Here is a 17,529-nt window from a genome sequence, read left to right on the forward strand (position 1 = left end):
GCGATCGGCTGCGCAGCAGTCGTGGTTCATTGAGTAGATTTCTTCCCGTTAAAACCGGGTATGGCATTTGGGATCGCTTCGCGCTCCATCGCCAACACGTTGGCTCCTACAGTTAGATTGGGTTTGCAAGGGTCTGGGCTGTGTCCAGGTAAGCCATGCTCGCCCCCAGCGCCTGCTTGATATCGTCCATCTCATGCACGCTGTCAGCGAAGGGTTCGAAGGACAAATGTCCTGTGTAGCCATCGCTCAGCAACCGGCCGATCTGCGCTGCGTTGCCGAGGATGTCACCCTCGCCCACCAGCACCCGGTGACCATCACGAATGTTCGCCAGCGGTACGTCGCCGTCTTCGACACCGGAGATGTGTACTAACCCGGTCAGGTCGGCGAAGAACTCCTTTTCATCCGCCAGATGGTGATGAAAAGTGTCGTGCACCACACGAAACACATCCAGCCCGCCGGTGGCCTTGATTGCGTCCACCGCCTGGCGTTTATGCCGCAACGAGCACTGCTCGAAGCCCAGCGGTTCGACGAATCCAAGCACCCCGTATTCGCGCAGAATCGGCGCCAGTTCCGTCAGCGCTGTATGCAAGCCTGCCGCGCGCTCGCTGGCAGTGCGTGGATCGGCAGGGCCGTTGAACGGGCACAAGACCAAGGCTTCGGCACCGCAGTCGCGGGCATACGCGGCCAGGTTCAACGCTTGGGCGCGGCGTTCATCGTTCCAGACATCGAAGGGGTACAGCGCGTTGATCGACAACACCCGGACACCATGGGCGGCGCACAACTCACGGATTGTATGGGGCGCCGTACCGTCCTCGATCTCGATGCCTTTGAGGTCATTGCGGATTTCAATGGCATCGGCTTTCAAGGTCACCGCCAGATCAATGAAGCCTGGCAATGACAACCGAGGGGCAACCATACGATTCAGGGCGAAACGCAGGGGATGACTCATTATTTTTATTCTCCTGAAAGTCTGCGAACGAAGGCTATTGAACGAAGGGTTATTTAGCGGTTGGCATACCAAACTCCGGCCCCTTGACGATGCTGTCAGGCCAGCGCTGCATCACGCTTTTGTAACGACTGTAGAAACGCATGCCTTCTTCGCCGTAGGCATGGTGATCACCGAACAACGAGCGCTTCCAGCCGCCGAATGAATGCCAGGCCATGGGCACCGGAATCGGTACGTTGATCCCGACCATGCCAACTTTGATGGTACGGGCGAACGCTCGAGCAATACCGCCGTCGCTGGTGAAGCACGACACGCCATTGCCAAACTCGTGGGCGTTGATCAAGGCCACGGCACTGGCAAAATCCGGCACCCGAACGATGCCCAACACCGGGCCGAAAATTTCCTGCTTATAAATGGTCATTTCAGGGGTGACGTTATCGAACAGCGTGGCGCCGACGAAGAAGCCCGCTTCAGCACCCGGCACGCTGAAACCGCGGCCGTCGACAATCAATTCGGCGCCCTGCTCCACGCCTTGGTCGATGAAACCCAAGACCTTGGCTTTATGTTCCCCCGTCACCAACGGTCCCATGTCGGTATCGCTTTGCATGCCATTGCCGACTTTGAGTTGGTCAATACGTGGCAGCAGCTTCTCGATAAGCTTGTCGCCCACGTCACCCACCGCCACCGCGATGGAAATCGCCATGCAGCGCTCGCCAGCCGAACCGTAGGCAGCGCCGATCAAGGCATCCGCGGCCTGATCGAGATCAGCATCGGGCATGACAATCATGTGATTTTTCGCGCCGCCCAAGGCTTGCACGCGCTTGCCTCGCGACGTGCCTTGTTGATAGATGTATTCGGCAATCGGCGTCGAACCCACAAAGGAAATCGCTTCAATGTCCGGGTGTTGTAATAAAGCATCCACGGCCGCCTTGTCGCCCTGGACCACGTTGAATACACCGTCTGGCAGACCGGCCTCAGTGAGCAACCGAGCCATCAGCAGGCTGGCCGAAGGATCACGCTCGGAGGGCTTGAGAATGAACGTATTGCCCGTCACCAACGCCATGGGGATCATCCACAACGGCACCATGACCGGGAAGTTAAAGGGCGTAACCCCGGCGCAAACGCCCAGTGGTTGGCGCAGGTTCCAGTTGTCGATGCCGCCACCGATGTTGTCGCTGTAATCGGTTTTCAGCAGGCTCGGTGCGCCACAGGCGAATTCGACGATTTCAATGCCGCGGGTGACCTCACCTTTGGCGTCGGAAAACACTTTGCCATGCTCGCGGCTGATGATTTGCGCCAACTCATCGTGGTGTTTGTCTAACAACTCTTTGAACTTGAACATTACTCGTGCGCGGCGCAGGGAAGATTGATCAGCCCACGCCGGAAACGCAGCCAATGCAGAGGCCACAGCCTGGTCCACGGTTTTGACGCTGGCCAGTGCCACCCGCGCCTGAACGCTGCCAGTGGCCGGATTGAACACATTGCTGTAGCGCTCGTCGCTGGCGTTTTGTGCCGAATCGGCGACAACCTGCCCATTGATGTAATGCCCAATAATCGGAGCGTTGCTCATGTCACTGTTCCTTTTCGAATAGCCGTTCTTTTCGAATATTAAAGATCCAGCAACCAACTGTGCTGCGGATCGTTATTGAATTGCCAGGCGCGTTTGGGGCCGGCCATCACGTTCAGATAATACGACTCGTAGCCATACGGCACACTGACCGGGTGATAACCCTTGGGCACGGTCACCAAGTCATTATTTTCCACGGCCATGGCTTCATCGATGCTGCGGTCGTCGGTGTACACCCGCTGAAACACGAAACCTTGGGGCGGATTGACCTGATGGTAATAGGTTTCTTCAAGAAAGCTTTCGTGGGGCAAATCATCTTTGTCGTGTTTGTGCGGCGGGTAGCTGGACGAGTGCCCGGACGGCGTACGCACTTCCACCACCAACAGCGAATGCGCGGGTTCGGTGTCGGGAAGGATGTCGCACACATAGCGGGTATTTGCGGCCTTGCCACGGCTGCTGCGCTTCATGCTTTCAGGACGGATCAAGCGTGCCGGCAATTGTTTGCCCACATCGCCAGGGGCCGCGCACACGGCGATTTGCACTGCGCTTAACGCCGTAACCTGGGCTTGACTGTGGGGGGGCAAATACACGGCAAACGGTGATTTATCTTCAAACACCGAATGTCTGTCACCGATGTTTGGCCACTGGAAAGCGGCCTGCCCCGGCGCCTCGCCGCTCACATCGACCCGGCCGCTGAGCAGCACCAGGCACAGTTCTTTTTCACCCGAACTGACCGGCAGATTTTCCCCGACGCTCAAGCGGTAGGCGGCGAAGCCGACGTAGTCCAGCACACCGTCCGCCAGGGCAACGACGTTACGACCTTCAGCCTTACTTTTAACCAACAGATTTTTTACCGGCAAGTTCATGATCAAACGCTCCTGTGTTGGGCATCGGCCAGCAGATTGCGCAGGGTTTCATAGCCTTTTTTGGCGTAGATATAGCTGGGCGCGACCGCCGGGTCCTGCTCGGCTTCGACCACCAGCCAGCCTTGGTAATGGGCGGCGAGCAGCACGTCGAGCAACGCAGAAAAATCGATATCGCCATCACCGGGCACGGTGAAGGTGCCGTTGATGATGCAGTCAGGAAAGCTCCATAGATTGTTGCGCGCCAATTGCACCACTGGCTTGCGCACGTCTTTGAAATGCACATGACAAACCCGCTCAATGTGCTTTTTCAATACCTGTAACGGCTCGCCGCCGCCCATGTAGCAATGGCCCGAATCAAACAATAGCCCAACTTCGCTGCCGGTCAGGGCCATCAGCTTATCGATGTCTTGGGGAGATTCGACGTAGGCGCCCATGTGGTGGTGGTAAGCCAGGCGCACGCCTTTGGACAAGGTGAAACGCGCCAGTTGCGTGAGCTTGTCGGCGTACTCCTGCCACGCCTGATCGCTGTGGAAGCGTGGCCTTTCTACCAGGGCTATACGCTGCCCTTGGATCGAGTCAGCCACTTCGCCATAAACCAGTACCGTGGCACCGTTTTCTGCGAGCAAGTGCACGTGACCTGTGATGGCTTCGATTTCCTCGGCCACCGAGCGCCGGGCCAGGCGGCTGGAATACCAACCCGAGACCAGCGCCAGGTCATAGGGGCGTAATACGTCGCCAACGCCCTTGGCGTCCTTGGGAAACTTGCCGTTGAGTTCGAAGCCTGCATAACCAATTTCTTTGCCTTCACTCAAGGCGGTGCTCAAAGGCGTTTCGCCGCCTAAGGCGGGCAGATCATCGTTGCTCCAGGAAATCGGATTAATGCCGATTCGGATCGCTGACGGGGTGTTCGAAGTGGGCATGGATGCACCTGTTTTGTTTTTTTCGACTGACAGCGTTCGGTTCACTGCGATGACGTCAGGCCCGCGCCTCGCGCCAGGATTCGATCAAGAACATAAACGTTCTCTGCACCTGGCTGATCAGCGTAGCGTCATCAATTTCGCCTGCCATCCAGGCCCGGCCTGGCTCCTGGAATATCGTCCGGCCGACGGCAAACCCACGGCAACTGCTGCTGCGGCTGGCTTGTTTGAAGCCTTCAGCCAGTGCTTCAATCGGGGCATTCAAGCCCAGCAATACCACACCTCGGCAATACGGATCGCGTTCACGGATCAACTCATCCAACCGCTGCCAAACCTCGGCGGTCTGCGCTTCGATCTTCCACCAATCGGGAAAGATCCCGAGGTTGTACAAGCGCTTCAACGCCCGATAAAGCACGTCCGGATAGGTCGAGGGATGATCCTTTGGCGGAATAACTTCCAGTAACAGTTCATGGCCGCTGGTTTGCGCAGCCTGGTACAAGCCCATGAGTTGCGCTTCCTGCTCCAACCGCAGCATGGGTTCGTCATCCGGGTGAAACTGCACCAGGCATTTAATGATCTGTTCCTTGGGCCACGTCAGCAAGTTGCTGCCGATGGAACGGCCATGTTCAAACGCCAAAGGTCGCGAGCCTTGTACTTCTACCGGGCGGGCAATCCACCAACCGCGGCCGGTGGCGCTGTTCAACGAATCCTGACCGAAGCGTTGATCCGCCAGCAGCCCGACGCTGGCATCAATGCCTCGCTGCTGCAAATCCAACTCAACCCGTTCTACGGCTTGAATAAAGAGCTGTTTGAGCTGACCGATGCTGCTCAGATCACGGCCCGCTTTTTGCGCCGACTCTACCAACTGACCACGGTGGTCAAAGGCGAAGATAAACAGTTGCTTCCATTGCTTGCGCGGCACACTGACCTGATGCAGCCGTTGCAGCACGGTGTCTTGATCCGGACGGGTAATCGGCACCGGGCTGTTAAGCAGATAATCCAGCTCCGCCGGGGTTGGCATCGCCGGCGCGCAGGCGTGGCGCGACACCACCAAACCGCCGCAGGCATTGGCCAACTGGCAATTGCGTGCGTCGCTGGCATCGCTGTCGTCAGCGTCATTGCGCAGCCAACCGCTGAGGAAACCCGACATGAACGCATCGCCAGCGCCCAGCACGTTCAACACTTCAACCCGCACACCGGGATGAATTGCGCCGTCTTCCAGGCGGCGGGGAATCTCGCCGTGAATCACCGTACAGCCTTGGGGCCCCAGTTTGACCACCAGGGTGGCGGCGGTCAGTTCACGCACGGTGCGCAAAGCCCCGAGCAAATCCGTGCCACCGCCCGCAATCAAAAACTCTTCCTCGGTGCCGACGATCAGGTCGAAGCGCGGCAGAATACGCTGCACGTGCTGGCTGACTTTTTGGTCCGCAACAAAACGGGTGGCGCCATCGGCCTTGCTCGCCAGGCCCCACAGCACGGGGCGATAGTCGATATCGAGGATACGTTTGACGTCGTGTTTTTCGGCGTAATCCAGGGCTTGGCTGCTGGCCTTGAACACTTGATCGGTGGAAAAGTGCGTGCCGGTGATCAGCAAGGCTTTGCTGGAAGCGATGTAGTCTTCATTGATGTCGTCGGCGCGCAACGCCATGTCGGCGCAATTTTCGCGGTAGAACACCAACGGGAAGGTTTCCCGGTCTTTGAGGCCTAACAGCACCATGGCGGTGAGGCGTTCGGGATCAATTTTTATGCCGCGCGTGTCGCAGCCTTCCCGTTGCAGAGACTCCACCAGAAAACGGCCCATGTGGTCGTCCCCCACCCGGCTGAGCATCGCCGATTTGAGCCCAAGGCGAGCAGTGCCAAAAGCGATGTTCGCAGATGAGCCGCCGAGGTATTTGGCGAAGCTGCTGACATCTTCGAGGCGCGCACCTACTTGCTGTGCATAAAGATCAACGCCGAGACGTCCGAGGCAGATCAGATCCAACGGGCGCCCAGAGGCAAAACGTGTCTGAACCATGCTGGCTCCTATTATTTTTATCAGCCTGCGTTGCGCTCCCAACGTGCGCAATCGCTCTTGGTGATGGAGATTAGAACGTCTTGTTACGCCGATCAATAATTATTCTATATATTTTTCAAGTAGAATATTTTTTCCATAAGCCGGCACTGTAGTGGCATAGGGTCACAAACAGGCGAAGATATAATCGCAGGCGTTGTAAACTGGACGCTCTATTGTCAGGGGCATGGGCGTTTCTGCCGTCCGGCCGTGCCTTATAAGAACAAGCCATAAGGATTAGTCGTATGACCACCGACCCGCAGGCGTTGATTGAGAACGCCGACACGCCGCCCCTCAATGCCGAAGGTCTGCTTAAGCTGATTTCGACTGAGTACGAAAGCCTGCCGCGCCAACTCAAACGCATCGCCACGTACATGAGCCAGCAAAGCGACCGGATCATGGTCGACCGGATCAGCGACATTGCCCGTGAATGTGAAGTACATCCGTCGGCTATCGTGCGGTTCTCACAGCGGTTCGGCTTCAGTGGTTTCAGCGAAATGCAGGCGTTGTTTCGCGAGGCGTATACCCACAAGACCACGCCCGCGCAGAATTACCAGCAGCGCATTCGCACCCTGATCGCCAATAAATCACAGAAAGCCAGCGGCGGTGATTTGGCCCGCGAATGCGTGAACGCGACGTTATCCGGGCTGGAACGCTTAGGTGCCGAATTGGATGACGTGTCGTTCGACAAGGCTGTGGACTTGGTGATCAATGCGGACAATATCTACGTAGTGGGCGTGCGGCGCTCGTTCGCGGTGGCCGATTATCTGGTGTACAACCTGCAACACACCAACAAGCGTATTCACCTGATTTCTGGTTTGGGTGGTAGCTACCGAGAGCAAATGCGCAGCGTGCGGGCCAATGATCTGGTGATCGCCATCAGCTTCACGCCGTACGGCAAAGAGACCCAACATTGCCTGCGGATCGCCCAGCACAATCAAGCCAAAACCCTGATTATCACCGACAGCAACCTCTCGCCGCTGGCCAAACGTGCCAATGCGGTGCTGCTGGTCAACGAAGGCAGTTCATTCGCGTTTCGCTCACTCAGCGCAACCCTGTGTTTGTGCCAGGCGCTGTTTATCGCGGTGGCCTATCGGTTGGAGCTGAAGGTAGATCAGATTCACGAGCAGGTGGGGTTCGATGATTAGTCGCGTGCACGAGTTAGCGCTTCGCCTGCCGCTCTATAACCAGGTACATCACTAGCGCGATGATTAGCGGCAGCAGGAAGTAAATCGCCCGATAACCAATCAGCGCCGCCAGCAAGCTGCTTTGGGGGATCTGGTCCTGCATCAGCGAAATAAACACTGCTTCCAGCACCCCAAGCCCTGCCGGGATGTTGGTAATCACGCCAGCTATGCTGCTGATCATCAACACCCCCAGCACCGTGGGGTAGAAGGCGTTTGGCGGCAATAATAAATAGATCAGCGCCGCCATTAACGACCAGTTCAGCGCGCCCAGGCCGATTTGCAGCACCGCCAGTTTCGCCGTCGGCAAGGTAATTTCCTGTCTACGGATATGCCACGAGCGCCGCCTGGCGTATCGGCAGGCCAGTACGTAAGCCGCCACTATCAGCAACAGGCCAGCGCCGATCAGTTGCAGAGACCTTGTCCCAATCGCCCAGTGCGCGGGTAAGGTGAGCAAGCCGAGGGAGAATACCAACCCCGCCAGCAGCATATAACCGAGCCAGTTACTCATCAGGCTCAGGCTGAGGATGCGGGTAATCGTCGGCACGTCCAGGCCCAGGCGGGAATACAACCGGTATCGCAGCGCAACGCCACCCACCCAGGAACTGAGATTCAGGGTAAAGGCATAGCAAACGAAGGTGATGGGCACGACTTGCCAAATGCGCAGGGTATGGCCTGTGTAATAGCGGCCAAGCAGGTCGAACCCGCAATAGGTGAAATAGCTGGCCAGAGCGATGGCGACGCCTGTCAGCAGCGTGGACAGCTTATAGGACTCCAGCCCCTGTCTGACCTGGTGCCAGTCGAGGTTTTTCAGCAGGGTGAATAGCAGCAGCGGCACTGCGACGAAGAACAACACAGTCAATGCGCGCTTGGCCCATTTCCACCGGCCGCTACCCGCGTCGGCGTTCTGCTTGCGGCCCACGTCAGGCGAAGCGTCCGCTGGACGGGTCACAGCGACTCCTCCCGATCACCCCGCACAGCGCCAGGGGATGCTTCGGGTTGTGCAACTGGCATCGCCACCCGGACCGGTTTGAGCCGCAAAGCGTGCGCTGGCAGTAACCCGGCGATCGCTGGAAAATGCCGCAAAAAGTGGAAACAGACAAAGATCAGTGGCGCACGCCACCACTCCCCGCGCGTGGCGTGTTGCAGGGTTATCTGCCGGCTTTGGGTTAGCACCAACTCACGCAGGTGTTTATGCAATTGCTGATTAAGCGCCTGATCACGGACAAACAGATTGGCTTCAAGGTTCAGCGACAGGCTCAACGGATCGAGGTTACTGGACCCTACGGTGGACCATTCCTGATCGACCAGCGCCACTTTTCCGTGCAATGCGCGTTGAGTGTATTCATGAATGATCACGCCTTCGCGCAGCAAGTAGGTGTACAGCATGCGCGAACATATCCGGACCAAGGGCAGGTCAGGCTGGCCTTGCAGCAGCAAGGTTACTCTGACCCCCCGCCGCGCTGCGTTGCGCAGTTCCCGTAGAAACCGATAACTGGGAAAAAAGTAGGCGTTGGCAATCACGATGCGTTGGTTAGCGTTACGAATGGCCAGCAAATACTGCTCTTCGATGTCCGTGGTGTGCTCAGTGTTGTCGCGCACTGCCAACAACATCCGTGCGCTGCCGGTCTGGTGCTGAACCACACGCAACGGGGTGATTGCCTTGTTTGCCACAGGCCTGACCAAGGTCAGGCTGGACTGATAAATGTCGCTCACCACTGGGCCTTGCACCCGTAAAGCATAGTCCTGCTTGGCGGTCGGACCGCTGTCGCTCATGTGGTCATCGCTGTAATTGATACCGCCGATAAAGGCCAGTTCGGCGTCGATGACCACGATCTTGCGATGCAGCCGACGAAACAGATTGGTGCGCATGCCCAGTACCCGGGGGCGCGGATCGAATAGTTGAATCTGCACCCCGGCGCTGAGCATTTGCCCGAGGAACTCCGAACTCAACGCCGAGGTGCCGTAGTCATCCACCGTGACCACTACGCGTACGCCGCGCGAAGCTGCCTCAATCAACGCCTGCTGCAGCGCCTCGCCGACTCGATCCTGAAAAATAATAAAGGTTTCCAGCAATACTTCTTTGCGTGCCGCTCGGATGCAAGCGAATACCTGAGCGAAAAAATCCTCTCCATTGATCAGCAACCTGGCTGAGTTACCGTCACGCCAGCGGCTTTCGGCATAGGGCATTTTCACAATCGCACCTCCACCGCCAGCGGCGCATGGTCGGAAAGATGGGACCAAGGTCGATTGGTCAATACCTTGGGCCGATGAGTCGTAGCGTTGCGCACATAAATCCGATCCAGGCGTAACAGCGGCCAGCGTGCCGGAAAACTTTTTGCCGGCGCCCCTGACGCCTGGACGAACGCTTCGTGCAACCCGGACCCCGCCAGCAGGCTGTCGGCTTGTAGCCGCCAGTCATTGAAATCCCCAGCAACGATAACCGGCGCACTGACCGGCAACCGCGCCAGCAATCCCATGAGCAGGTTCAACTGCTGACGGCGATGGCCTTCACGCAAGCCCAGATGCACACAAATGGCGTGCACGGGGCCATACCCGGGCACCGCCAGCACGCAATGCAACAACCCGCGCTGTTCAGTACCATGAACCGAGGCATCCAGGTTTTCATGGTGCACGATCGGGTATTTGGACAGCAGCGCATTACCGTGATCGCCATCTGGATAGACCGCATTGCGACCGTAGGCAAAAGCTGGCCACATGCTGTCGGCGAGAAATTCGTACTGCGAGGTTGTTGGCCAGTGTTCCCAGCGCCGCGCATGGGCCTGTTGAGTGCCGTGAACCTCTTGCAAAAACACCACGTCGGCGGAGACTTTACGCACCGCATCGCGAAGCTCCGGGAGAATAAAACGTCGGTTAAAGACGCCAAAACCCATGTGCATATTTATGGTTAACACGTTCAATCCCAGCCCGGTAGACAGCGCGCCACCCTGCCCCAACTCAGCGGTAAAACGACTCAAAACGTAACCCCTTGCAAGACACCAGGCGCCACTTCCAGCCCTTGGGCGAGACCAAAACGCTCCAACAAGGTACGTGCGTCATACGGCGCGCGGACCTTAATGTCGTTATCGAAATAACAATAGACGTCCCGGGACTTGCGCTTGGGCGCGGGTTTGTCGGTAATCAGATGCGCGTCTTTTGGCTGCGAGCCGTTGCTCCAGCTCTCGATGCGGTCGCCCCATCGCTTGAGTGCTGCAGGGGTATAACCGCTCTCATACAAGGCCTTCTCACCGTGTAAACGCAGATAAATGAAGTCGCTGGTCACGTCTTCAACGTACGGCCATTTGCCCGCCGTATCTGCTACCACCAACGCAACCTTGTACTTGCGCAGCAGTGCGACAAACTTATCTGTAACGAAACTCACATGGCGGATCTCCACCGCGTGCCGCACCCTTCCCGTCGTAGGCATATCAAGGTAGCCGGGCTTTTTCATGCGCTCATCACATTGTTTGGCACAGGCCCTGGCTTGCTTCATGGTCTGAGGCAGCAACGACAGAAAATGCTCGAATTTTTCCGGATCAAATTTGAACGAGGGCGGGAACTGCCACAGAAATGGGCCGAGTTTCGCTTTCAACTGAAATATCCCGGAAGCGAAGAAATTAGCCACCGGTGTTTCCACTTCATTCAGGCGCCGAACATGGGTGATAAAGCGCGGGCCCTTGATACTGAATACAAAGCCATCAGGCGTATCTGCCGCCCAGCGGGAATACAACGTCGGCGATTTCAAAGAATAGAACGAGCCGTTGATTTCGATGCTGTTAACGGCGCGGGAAGCAAACTTCAGCTCATTCTTTTGCGCCAAATGTTCAGGGTAGAAATCACCCCGCCACGGTACGTAGCGCCAGCCGGATATGCCGATTCGGATGTGCCCCATCTGTCGATCCTACCTGTCCGTTATCAAAGTATATGAAGCCTGCGGGGCGCGCAGGTTCAATGCTTTTCACCTGGGTGATCGGTCCAGCACCGGGAACTTTTCGCAAGTGGATTTTTCACAGCTGTAATGGGTTCATGGAGCGGCGGTCATGGGTGTCACTAAAATAACTCTAACTTCCATCGGCGGGATGCTGTGCGCGATCCTCAGCAGCGGGGTATGGGCCGAAGCCTGTGAAGTCAACGTGCGGCCTGCCAATCAGGCAATTGCCGCGGTTAGTATCCAGACCTGTTACGAGTTCACGGGAATGCCCGCAGGCTCGATAGACTGGTCATGCAGCAACCAAAGCAAAGACGCGCTCACCAGTGAAAAACGCAAAGTAGACAGTTGCCCGGCCGCCGCCAAGGCCACTTGCAGAGCAACCCTGACTCAAGAGTCATTGGCCAACGAACGCTCAACCAGCAAAGAACCCGGCAAACCCACAGTCAATATTCCCAACGGCGCCCAAGTCGTGACTCATTACTATGAAATGCAAGACGCTCATCAGGCGCAAATTGATTGTGAACAGGGCGGCGGCTCGTGGAAGTAGCCGCGTGGGGCTCGTCCCGGCAACCGACTCAGCCACAGGGCTGGTTACCGCTCATCGGCTGCCTGATTAATTAGTTAAACCATTTACCCCTCAAGACTTCACACGTTTACGGGGGCTAATCCTCGTAGCAGACATTTAACGTTCGAGGTTGACTGATCATGCCAAACAGCAAAAAACCAGCCGGTGACAAGCAGTCAGAAACCGGCAAAAAAGGCAGCGGCTCAAGCGGAAACTTTGCCAACGACAAGGAAAAAGCATCGGAAGCCGGTAAAAAAGGTGGTTCAGCCAGCCACTCCAGTGGGCGTAAATCGTAGCCCTGACATATCGAGAGATGCAGTCCCCGCTTTCTAAATTTGCTGCCTTTTCAATTTGCCTGAGGTGTCCTATCCATGAAACTTCGTACTTATTCCCTACGCGCCACCAGCCTGGCCCTACTGCTGTCCAGCGTCAGTGCCTTTGCTGCTTCACCCGCTACCTTTGTTGACGATGCGTCTGCTAAAGGCATGGCGGAGATCCAGACGAGCCAATTAGCGCTGGACAAATCTCAGTCTGACGATGTGAAAAGCTTTGCCCAGATGATGATTACCGACCATACCGACGCCAACCAGAAACTCGCCGCCATCGCGACCAACCTCAATTTGAAAACCGCCAGCGATGCCGAGTTGATGGATAAAGCGAAGAAAATGATCCTTCAATACCGCAGCGGTTCGTTCGATAAGGCTTATGCCGCCAACCAAGTGAAAGCTCACGAACAAACCATTAAGGTGTTCCAGGATGAGATCAAGACCTCACAGACGCCTGAATTGACAGCGTTTGCCAAGGACACCCTGCCAAAACTTCAGGACCATTTAAAAATGGCCAAGCAGTTACAAGCTAAGTACAACAAGTAACGCGGTTTGAATGATGACAAAAGCCCCTCGCTCTGGAGGGGCTTTTGCGTTTAACCGTTAACAGATGCTTTGAGTGGGACACCCTCGTAGTTGGAACGGTTAACGACAGCAGGCGCGTTTCGCATGATCAGCGTAAACATTATATTTTCGACCAAGCTCTCCCGCCCATTGATGGACGTCTTGAAGCTTCATGGTTGGCATTGAAAATCCAAGTAACGACTCCATGATCGACATCGATTGAACCTCGAAGGTGACGCTGGCATCTGCATTTATCGAGCGGATACCATCTTGATTCTGGCAGTTGTGGTTAACCGTGATGGCGTCATTGCGCGACATACCATGGGGCAGTGACAACACAACCTGGCCTTGGCCAACTCGCACCGGATAGCCGCCGGGTAGTCCGTTGGGACCTGGCGCATGGGTTTCAATCTCATTATCCAGAAGTATATTGTTGATGACCGTTGCGGCCGAAGCGGCTGTCAATGCCTGCGCTAGCATCCCTTGCGCGTGTCGAAAGTCCCTGCTCGCGGAATAAAAAATCTGCGAGTCCGAAAATTGTCCAGAGCATTCAACACCCCCGATTCGATAAAAAAGTTTGTAGCTGCTGTCGCAGGGCAATGCCGTCCGGGGAACGTGATGAGTGAAGTAATGCCTGCCGATGAGTTTGACCTCGACCTCCGCAGGGGTACACCTAGCCATTTTGGCAATGGCCAAGCGCACAGTGGGGACCCGATTAGCAACATGACCAACGCCAATAACCGGGGCCAGGCCCACCTTGTCCAACACGGCGTTAACGGCATCCGGGAACGCCGCATTCACCGTCAGGGTCCTGATCCCGGATAACTTGACGGCCCGCATGAGATCGTAGGCTGGCGCTAGATGCATCGGTAGCCAAGGACCGCGATGCGCCAATTCCAAGTCATCATCCCCGGCGGTGGGTAATCTTTTAGTGACCCGCCACGGCAGCAATGACGTGCAATTGACAATGATATTGGGCCTGAGCTTGAGCAAAATGTCGGCGGTCCTATATATGTCGGCAAGGTCCACCTGCAAAGCCGTGACAGAGGCTGAACTGTCTAACTGCAACAAAGTGAGGGCTACCAAATTGCACAAGCGAGTCGTTTTTTCCAGGTCGCGACTTGCGACAAATATCTGGAAGTTACTACGTAGCGCCAACATCTGAATTATTTGAAACGATAAGGGGCCCGCACCAATAATCAGTATTTTTTTCCGGTCCATGATACTGCTTCCGTTGAAGTTCCATGGGACGAAATAACCACGCTCGCATTCGAATCGAATGAAAACCGGGGCGATGACTCTTTCGTGTAATGATGCCTATAGCCAATTTGGCGGAGACCATTCTATGGTGTGTTTGTCCTGCTCTAGCTGTTGAACCAGGGTCCGCCATTCAAGATTGGATCCAAGTTGGTACGGTGTCAACGCAGCCTCTGGAATAAATTGAGCTTGGCTTATGCAAACTGGAAATAACCCTTGGAGAGCAATCCGTACACACATGTCGGCCTCTAGCTTTGGGTCAGTGATCAATTTAATTTGAATAAATTAGCCAACTGAGCTGTTCTTAACTCTAAGGGCCCCACGCCTTTCGCCGTTCAAGCGCTGGGACAAATAATCGACCAAGGAAATAAACCGTGATTGCAGCTTCGTTAGCCCCCCGTTACACCGCCAAAGCTCGTTGGTTTCATTGGTTGATGGCCGGCCTGATTGTGCTGGCGTACGCCCTGATCCTAAGCCGTAGTCAGTTTGCCAAAGGATCGGACCCACGGACGTTCGTTATTCAAACTCATTTTTGGGTCGGGATTCTGGTGTTCCTGATGGCGTTTTTTCGCATTGCCGAGCGCCACCGTCACACACCGCCCGGGATTACCCCACCCCTTGAAGGCGCACTGCAGGTCATGGCGACGCTCTCGCATTACGCGCTGTATGCGTTTTTGTTCGCTCAGCCATTGTTGGGTTTGTTTACCGTGCTGCTGGGCAGCGGCAAGGTGCCCATTCCGCTAACATCGTTGGCGATTCCCTCGCCGTTCGACGTATCGAAACCCACCGCAGAATCCCTTGTACATCTGCACGTCTTACTGGGCACGATTTTCTACTATGTGATCGGCCTGCACGTTGTCGCGGCGATGTGGCACCACTTCGTGCGCCGCGACGACACCGTAAAACGCATGGTGTAACGGGGCGATTTCCGACATTCGATTTCCCACGAAATCTTCCCCGGACGTTATCTAAGCCTTCGGCAGCTAACGGCCAAGCCACTGAATCGGCGCAAATTAAACTGTTTGAGTGCGCCAGTCTTTTCCCCGCAGCGCGGCGGTTTATCGCTTCGCTGTAGTCAGCTCCACCCCCCGAATCCAGCGTGTCCGTACAATAAATCCGCAGACGTCAGAAAAAACAGGTAGCTCCAGTCAATAATGAGTATCATTATGTTACGTATTGCCATACGCACAGAGTTCCGTTGTGCGGGCAAAAGACACCCTACTGATTCCGTGGTGAAAGATGCTTGTTCCTTTTCTGATCATGCTGCGCGAGGGCATTGAAGCCGCGCTTATCGTTGGCATCATTGCCAGCTACTTGAAGCAGACCGGCCGCGGTGAATGGATGCCCGCCGTATGGATTGGCGTGTTTCTGGCGTCGGCACTTGCGCTGTTGGTTGGCGGTGGCCTGGAAATGATGAGTGCGGAATTTCCGCAACGTCAGCAGGAATTGTTCGAAGGCGTTGTTGGTTTGATAGCTGTTGCCATCCTCAGCTCCATGGTGTTCTGGATGCGCAAGGTTGCGCGTTCCATCAAGCATGCCCTGCACGCTTCTCTCGACGCAGCCCTCGCCACCTCGAAAAACCAGGTCTACGCGTTGATCGCCATGGTGTTTTTCGCCGTGGCCCGTGAGGGTCTGGAAACCGTATTTTTCCTGCTGGCTGTGTTCCAGCAGAGCGAAGGCCCGGGCGCGCCCATCGGCGCCTTGTTAGGCCTGATCCTCGCCATTGGCGTAGGTTTCGCCATCTACAGCGGCAGCATGCGTTTGAACCTGAGCCTGTTTTTCCGTTGGACGGGCCTGTTCATCCTGGTGGTGGCCGCCGGCATTCTGTCCACCTCTGTGCAAGCCTTGCATGAAGCCGGGCTGTGGAATCACTTACAAACCGTGGTCTTCGATATCAGCACCACGTTGCCTATGGATGGTCCAGTGGGTTCGGTATTGGCGGGTATGTTCGGCTATCAGGATGCTCCGACCGTCAGCACGCTGAGCGTGTATTTGATCTACCTGATCGGTGCTCTTGTGCTGTTCTTTCTGCCGCACCCCCGGGTGGTCAGCTTGCCGACCAAGCCTGCGCAACATCACCACTCATCTTCTGTTACGAATAAATAAGGGCACCCATGTCGAACCTCCCCACCGGGCTTCCTGAGAAGGCCATGCCTACCCGCGTCTTGCGCTTGGCAGTTGCCGGTTCCGTGATCGTCATGCTTGCCGCTGGCGGACTGTTTTACTACGCGTCCCAAGCCGCCATGCACAAGCGTCAGGCCAACAACAGCGCGGAAGTGACGGTGACCATTCACGCCCATAACTGTGAACCGAACGCGCTGACCGTCCCGGCCGGGCGTACTGCATTTCGTATCATCAACCGCTCGGAACGTGCCGTTGAGTGGGAAATTCTCGATGGCGTCATGGTTCTCGAGGAGCGAGAGAACATCGCGCCCGGTTTGAGTGCGCTGATCAACGCCAACCTCAAGCCAGGTGACTACACCATCACCTGCGGTTTGCTCAGCAATCCCCACGGCACCATGAAGGTCACTCCGACCGCCGCGTCCGACGCCCTCGCCAAGGCCAAGCCTACCCTGGCTGCGTTTCTCGGCCCGTTGTCGGAATACCGGGTGTACATGAGCCTGCAAAGCTCGGCGCTGCTCAAGGCGGTTATTGCGTTGCAGGCCGCTGTCGATGCCGGCGAACTGAGCCAGGCGCAAGCGGCCTATCTGCCCGCCCGGGCTGCCTACCAGCGTCTTGCTCCTGCGGCCCAACGATTCTCCGAAATCGATAACGCAATCAACGCCCGTGCCGATTACTACGAAAAACGCGAGCAAGATGCCGGTTTCAGTGGCTTCCACCGCATTGAGTACAGCCTGTTTGACCAACACACCGTCGAGGGGCTGGGCCCGGTGGTGCAGAAGCTACAAGCCGACGTCGCCAGTCTCAAGCAACAATTGCTGGCGCAGTCGATGCAGCCTGAACAGTTGGTCGGTGGCGTCGTCCACTCCCTGCGTAGCCTTGCGGACATTCGCAGCAAAGGTGAAGAAGAACGTTACAGCCACAGCGACCTGAATGGCTTTGCCGCCAACCTGGACGGCACGCGCAAAGTTATCGAGCTGATGCGGCCGCTGTTGAGCACCTCTAACGTCGACCTGCTCAAACGCATTGACAGTGCCACCGCCGCGCTGGATGCGCAGATCAAGGGTTTCAGTACCGATGGCGTTTACCGCCCGTATGACCAAGTGACGGCTGAACAACGTCAGCAGATCGCAGACAAGGCCTCGGCACTGGCCGATGCACTCGATGGAATCGATCCGGCATTAGGCCTCTCTGGTCTCTGAACAGTGTCCTCTCGATTTTGAATTAGAGCGAAG

17 protein-coding genes are annotated in these 17,529 nt (G+C 56.3%); 7 read left to right on the plus strand and 10 right to left on the minus strand.

The window, feature by feature from the left end:
• Positions 1–112: 112 nt before the first annotated feature.
• Genes JWR17_RS25065 through iolC form a run of 5 tightly spaced genes read right to left on the minus strand, consistent with a single transcriptional unit; the run spans position 113 to position 6,310 of the window.
• Positions 113–949, minus strand: coding sequence for a TIM barrel protein (locus JWR17_RS25065; protein WP_299835874.1), 837 nt, complete (start codon positions 947–949; stop codon positions 113–115).
• A gap of 49 nt (positions 950–998) precedes the next feature.
• Positions 999–2,516 carry a CoA-acylating methylmalonate-semialdehyde dehydrogenase gene (locus tag JWR17_RS25070; protein ID WP_299835876.1) on the minus strand — a complete coding sequence of 506 codons (1,518 nt, stop codon included), beginning with the start codon at positions 2,514–2,516 and terminating at the stop codon, positions 999–1,001.
• Between the two features lie 38 nt (positions 2,517–2,554).
• On the minus strand, positions 2,555–3,379 hold the full coding sequence (gene iolB, locus JWR17_RS25075) for a 5-deoxy-glucuronate isomerase (RefSeq protein WP_299835878.1): 825 nt from the start codon (positions 3,377–3,379) through the stop codon (positions 2,555–2,557).
• Between the two features lie 2 nt (positions 3,380–3,381).
• The gene (iolE, locus tag JWR17_RS25080) at positions 3,382–4,299 is read right to left on the minus strand and encodes a myo-inosose-2 dehydratase (protein ID WP_299835880.1); all 918 of its coding nucleotides are present in this window, start codon (positions 4,297–4,299) and stop codon (positions 3,382–3,384) included.
• Between the two features lie 55 nt (positions 4,300–4,354).
• Positions 4,355–6,310 carry a 5-dehydro-2-deoxygluconokinase gene (iolC, locus tag JWR17_RS25085; protein ID WP_299835882.1) on the minus strand — a complete coding sequence of 652 codons (1,956 nt, stop codon included), beginning with the start codon at positions 6,308–6,310 and terminating at the stop codon, positions 4,355–4,357.
• A gap of 272 nt (positions 6,311–6,582) precedes the next feature.
• On the opposite strand from iolC, the gene JWR17_RS25090 reads away from it, so the two are divergent.
• Complete coding sequence (locus tag JWR17_RS25090; RefSeq protein WP_299835966.1) at positions 6,583–7,494, plus strand: MurR/RpiR family transcriptional regulator; 912 nt, start codon at positions 6,583–6,585, stop codon at positions 7,492–7,494.
• Between the two features lie 13 nt (positions 7,495–7,507).
• On the opposite strand, the gene JWR17_RS25095 is transcribed toward JWR17_RS25090, so the two are convergent.
• From JWR17_RS25095 to JWR17_RS25110, 4 genes are all read right to left on the minus strand, one after another.
• Positions 7,508–8,452 (minus strand): YbhN family protein, encoded by a 945-nt coding sequence (locus tag JWR17_RS25095; RefSeq protein WP_299835968.1) that lies wholly within the window; start codon positions 8,450–8,452, stop codon positions 7,508–7,510.
• Positions 8,453–8,478: 26 nt separating this feature from the next.
• Entirely contained in the window at positions 8,479–9,720 is a 1,242-nt protein-coding gene (gene clsB / locus JWR17_RS25100; protein WP_299835970.1) for a cardiolipin synthase ClsB, read from the minus strand.
• 2 nt (positions 9,721–9,722) lie between these two features.
• The gene (locus JWR17_RS25105) at positions 9,723–10,430 is read right to left on the minus strand and encodes an endonuclease/exonuclease/phosphatase family protein (RefSeq protein ID WP_366944196.1); all 708 of its coding nucleotides are present in this window, start codon (positions 10,428–10,430) and stop codon (positions 9,723–9,725) included.
• A 74-nt stretch (positions 10,431–10,504) separates the two neighbouring features.
• On the minus strand, positions 10,505–11,422 hold the full coding sequence (locus JWR17_RS25110) for a DUF72 domain-containing protein (RefSeq protein WP_299835884.1): 918 nt from the start codon (positions 11,420–11,422) through the stop codon (positions 10,505–10,507).
• Positions 11,423–11,570: 148 nt separating this feature from the next.
• Here JWR17_RS25110 and JWR17_RS25115 point away from each other — a divergent pair, with 148 nt between their 5' ends.
• The 3 genes from JWR17_RS25115 to JWR17_RS25125 all read left to right on the plus strand — a co-directional run bounded on the left by JWR17_RS25115 (position 11,571) and on the right by JWR17_RS25125 (position 12,898).
• A complete protein-coding gene (locus JWR17_RS25115) occupies positions 11,571–12,008 on the plus strand; it encodes a hypothetical protein (protein ID WP_299835885.1) in 438 nt (145 codons plus the stop codon).
• 158 nt (positions 12,009–12,166) lie between these two features.
• Entirely contained in the window at positions 12,167–12,322 is a 156-nt protein-coding gene (locus JWR17_RS25120) for a KGG domain-containing protein (protein WP_299835887.1), read from the plus strand.
• A 75-nt stretch (positions 12,323–12,397) separates the two neighbouring features.
• Positions 12,398–12,898 carry a DUF4142 domain-containing protein gene (locus tag JWR17_RS25125; protein WP_299835889.1) on the plus strand — a complete coding sequence of 167 codons (501 nt, stop codon included), beginning with the start codon at positions 12,398–12,400 and terminating at the stop codon, positions 12,896–12,898.
• Positions 12,899–12,997: 99 nt separating this feature from the next.
• Here JWR17_RS25125 and JWR17_RS25130 read toward each other — a convergent pair whose 3' ends face one another.
• The gene (locus JWR17_RS25130; protein ID WP_299835891.1) at positions 12,998–14,137 is read right to left on the minus strand and encodes a hypothetical protein; all 1,140 of its coding nucleotides are present in this window, start codon (positions 14,135–14,137) and stop codon (positions 12,998–13,000) included.
• 413 nt (positions 14,138–14,550) lie between these two features.
• On the opposite strand from JWR17_RS25130, the gene JWR17_RS25135 reads away from it, so the two are divergent.
• The 3 genes from JWR17_RS25135 (at position 14,551) to efeO (ending at position 17,496) form a co-directional block, all read left to right on the plus strand.
• Positions 14,551–15,090 carry a cytochrome b gene (locus tag JWR17_RS25135; protein WP_299835974.1) on the plus strand — a complete coding sequence of 180 codons (540 nt, stop codon included), beginning with the start codon at positions 14,551–14,553 and terminating at the stop codon, positions 15,088–15,090.
• Positions 15,091–15,412: 322 nt separating this feature from the next.
• Positions 15,413–16,279 carry an iron uptake transporter permease EfeU gene (gene efeU / locus JWR17_RS25140; protein ID WP_299835893.1) on the plus strand — a complete coding sequence of 289 codons (867 nt, stop codon included), beginning with the start codon at positions 15,413–15,415 and terminating at the stop codon, positions 16,277–16,279.
• A gap of 8 nt (positions 16,280–16,287) precedes the next feature.
• Positions 16,288–17,496: an iron uptake system protein EfeO gene (gene efeO, locus JWR17_RS25145; protein ID WP_299835895.1), complete on the plus strand. Its 1,209-nt coding sequence runs from the start codon at positions 16,288–16,290 to the stop codon at positions 17,494–17,496.
• The last annotated feature ends 33 nt before the right edge of the window (positions 17,497–17,529 follow it).

Origin of the sequence: Pseudomonas sp. (assembly GCF_028293835.1) — a bacterium.
GTDB lineage: Bacteria > Pseudomonadota > Gammaproteobacteria > Pseudomonadales > Pseudomonadaceae > Aquipseudomonas.

What these genes read in the sequence shown, in the direction of transcription:
- JWR17_RS25070 (WP_299835876.1), bottom strand. Translation starts at nt 2,516, where the DNA reads ATGAGCAACGCTCCGATTATTGGGCATTACATCAATGGGCAGGTTGTC.
- JWR17_RS25120 (WP_299835887.1), top strand. Translation starts at nt 12,167, where the DNA reads ATGCCAAACAGCAAAAAACCAGCCGGTGACAAGCAGTCAGAAACCGGC.
- iolC (WP_299835882.1), bottom strand. Translation starts at nt 6,310, where the DNA reads ATGGTTCAGACACGTTTTGCCTCTGGGCGCCCGTTGGATCTGATCTGC.
- iolB (WP_299835878.1), bottom strand. Translation starts at nt 3,379, where the DNA reads ATGAACTTGCCGGTAAAAAATCTGTTGGTTAAAAGTAAGGCTGAAGGT.
- JWR17_RS25105 (WP_366944196.1), bottom strand. Translation starts at nt 10,430, where the DNA reads ATGCACATGGGTTTTGGCGTCTTTAACCGACGTTTTATTCTCCCGGAG.
- efeU (WP_299835893.1), top strand. Translation starts at nt 15,413, where the DNA reads ATGCTTGTTCCTTTTCTGATCATGCTGCGCGAGGGCATTGAAGCCGCG.
- JWR17_RS25115 (WP_299835885.1), top strand. Translation starts at nt 11,571, where the DNA reads ATGGGTGTCACTAAAATAACTCTAACTTCCATCGGCGGGATGCTGTGC.
- iolE (WP_299835880.1), bottom strand. Translation starts at nt 4,299, where the DNA reads ATGCCCACTTCGAACACCCCGTCAGCGATCCGAATCGGCATTAATCCG.
- JWR17_RS25110 (WP_299835884.1), bottom strand. Translation starts at nt 11,422, where the DNA reads ATGGGGCACATCCGAATCGGCATATCCGGCTGGCGCTACGTACCGTGG.
- efeO (WP_299835895.1), top strand. Translation starts at nt 16,288, where the DNA reads ATGTCGAACCTCCCCACCGGGCTTCCTGAGAAGGCCATGCCTACCCGC.
- JWR17_RS25130 (WP_299835891.1), bottom strand. Translation starts at nt 14,137, where the DNA reads ATGGACCGGAAAAAAATACTGATTATTGGTGCGGGCCCCTTATCGTTT.
- clsB (WP_299835970.1), bottom strand. Translation starts at nt 9,720, where the DNA reads ATGCCCTATGCCGAAAGCCGCTGGCGTGACGGTAACTCAGCCAGGTTG.
- JWR17_RS25065 (WP_299835874.1), bottom strand. Translation starts at nt 949, where the DNA reads ATGAGTCATCCCCTGCGTTTCGCCCTGAATCGTATGGTTGCCCCTCGG.
- JWR17_RS25125 (WP_299835889.1), top strand. Translation starts at nt 12,398, where the DNA reads ATGAAACTTCGTACTTATTCCCTACGCGCCACCAGCCTGGCCCTACTG.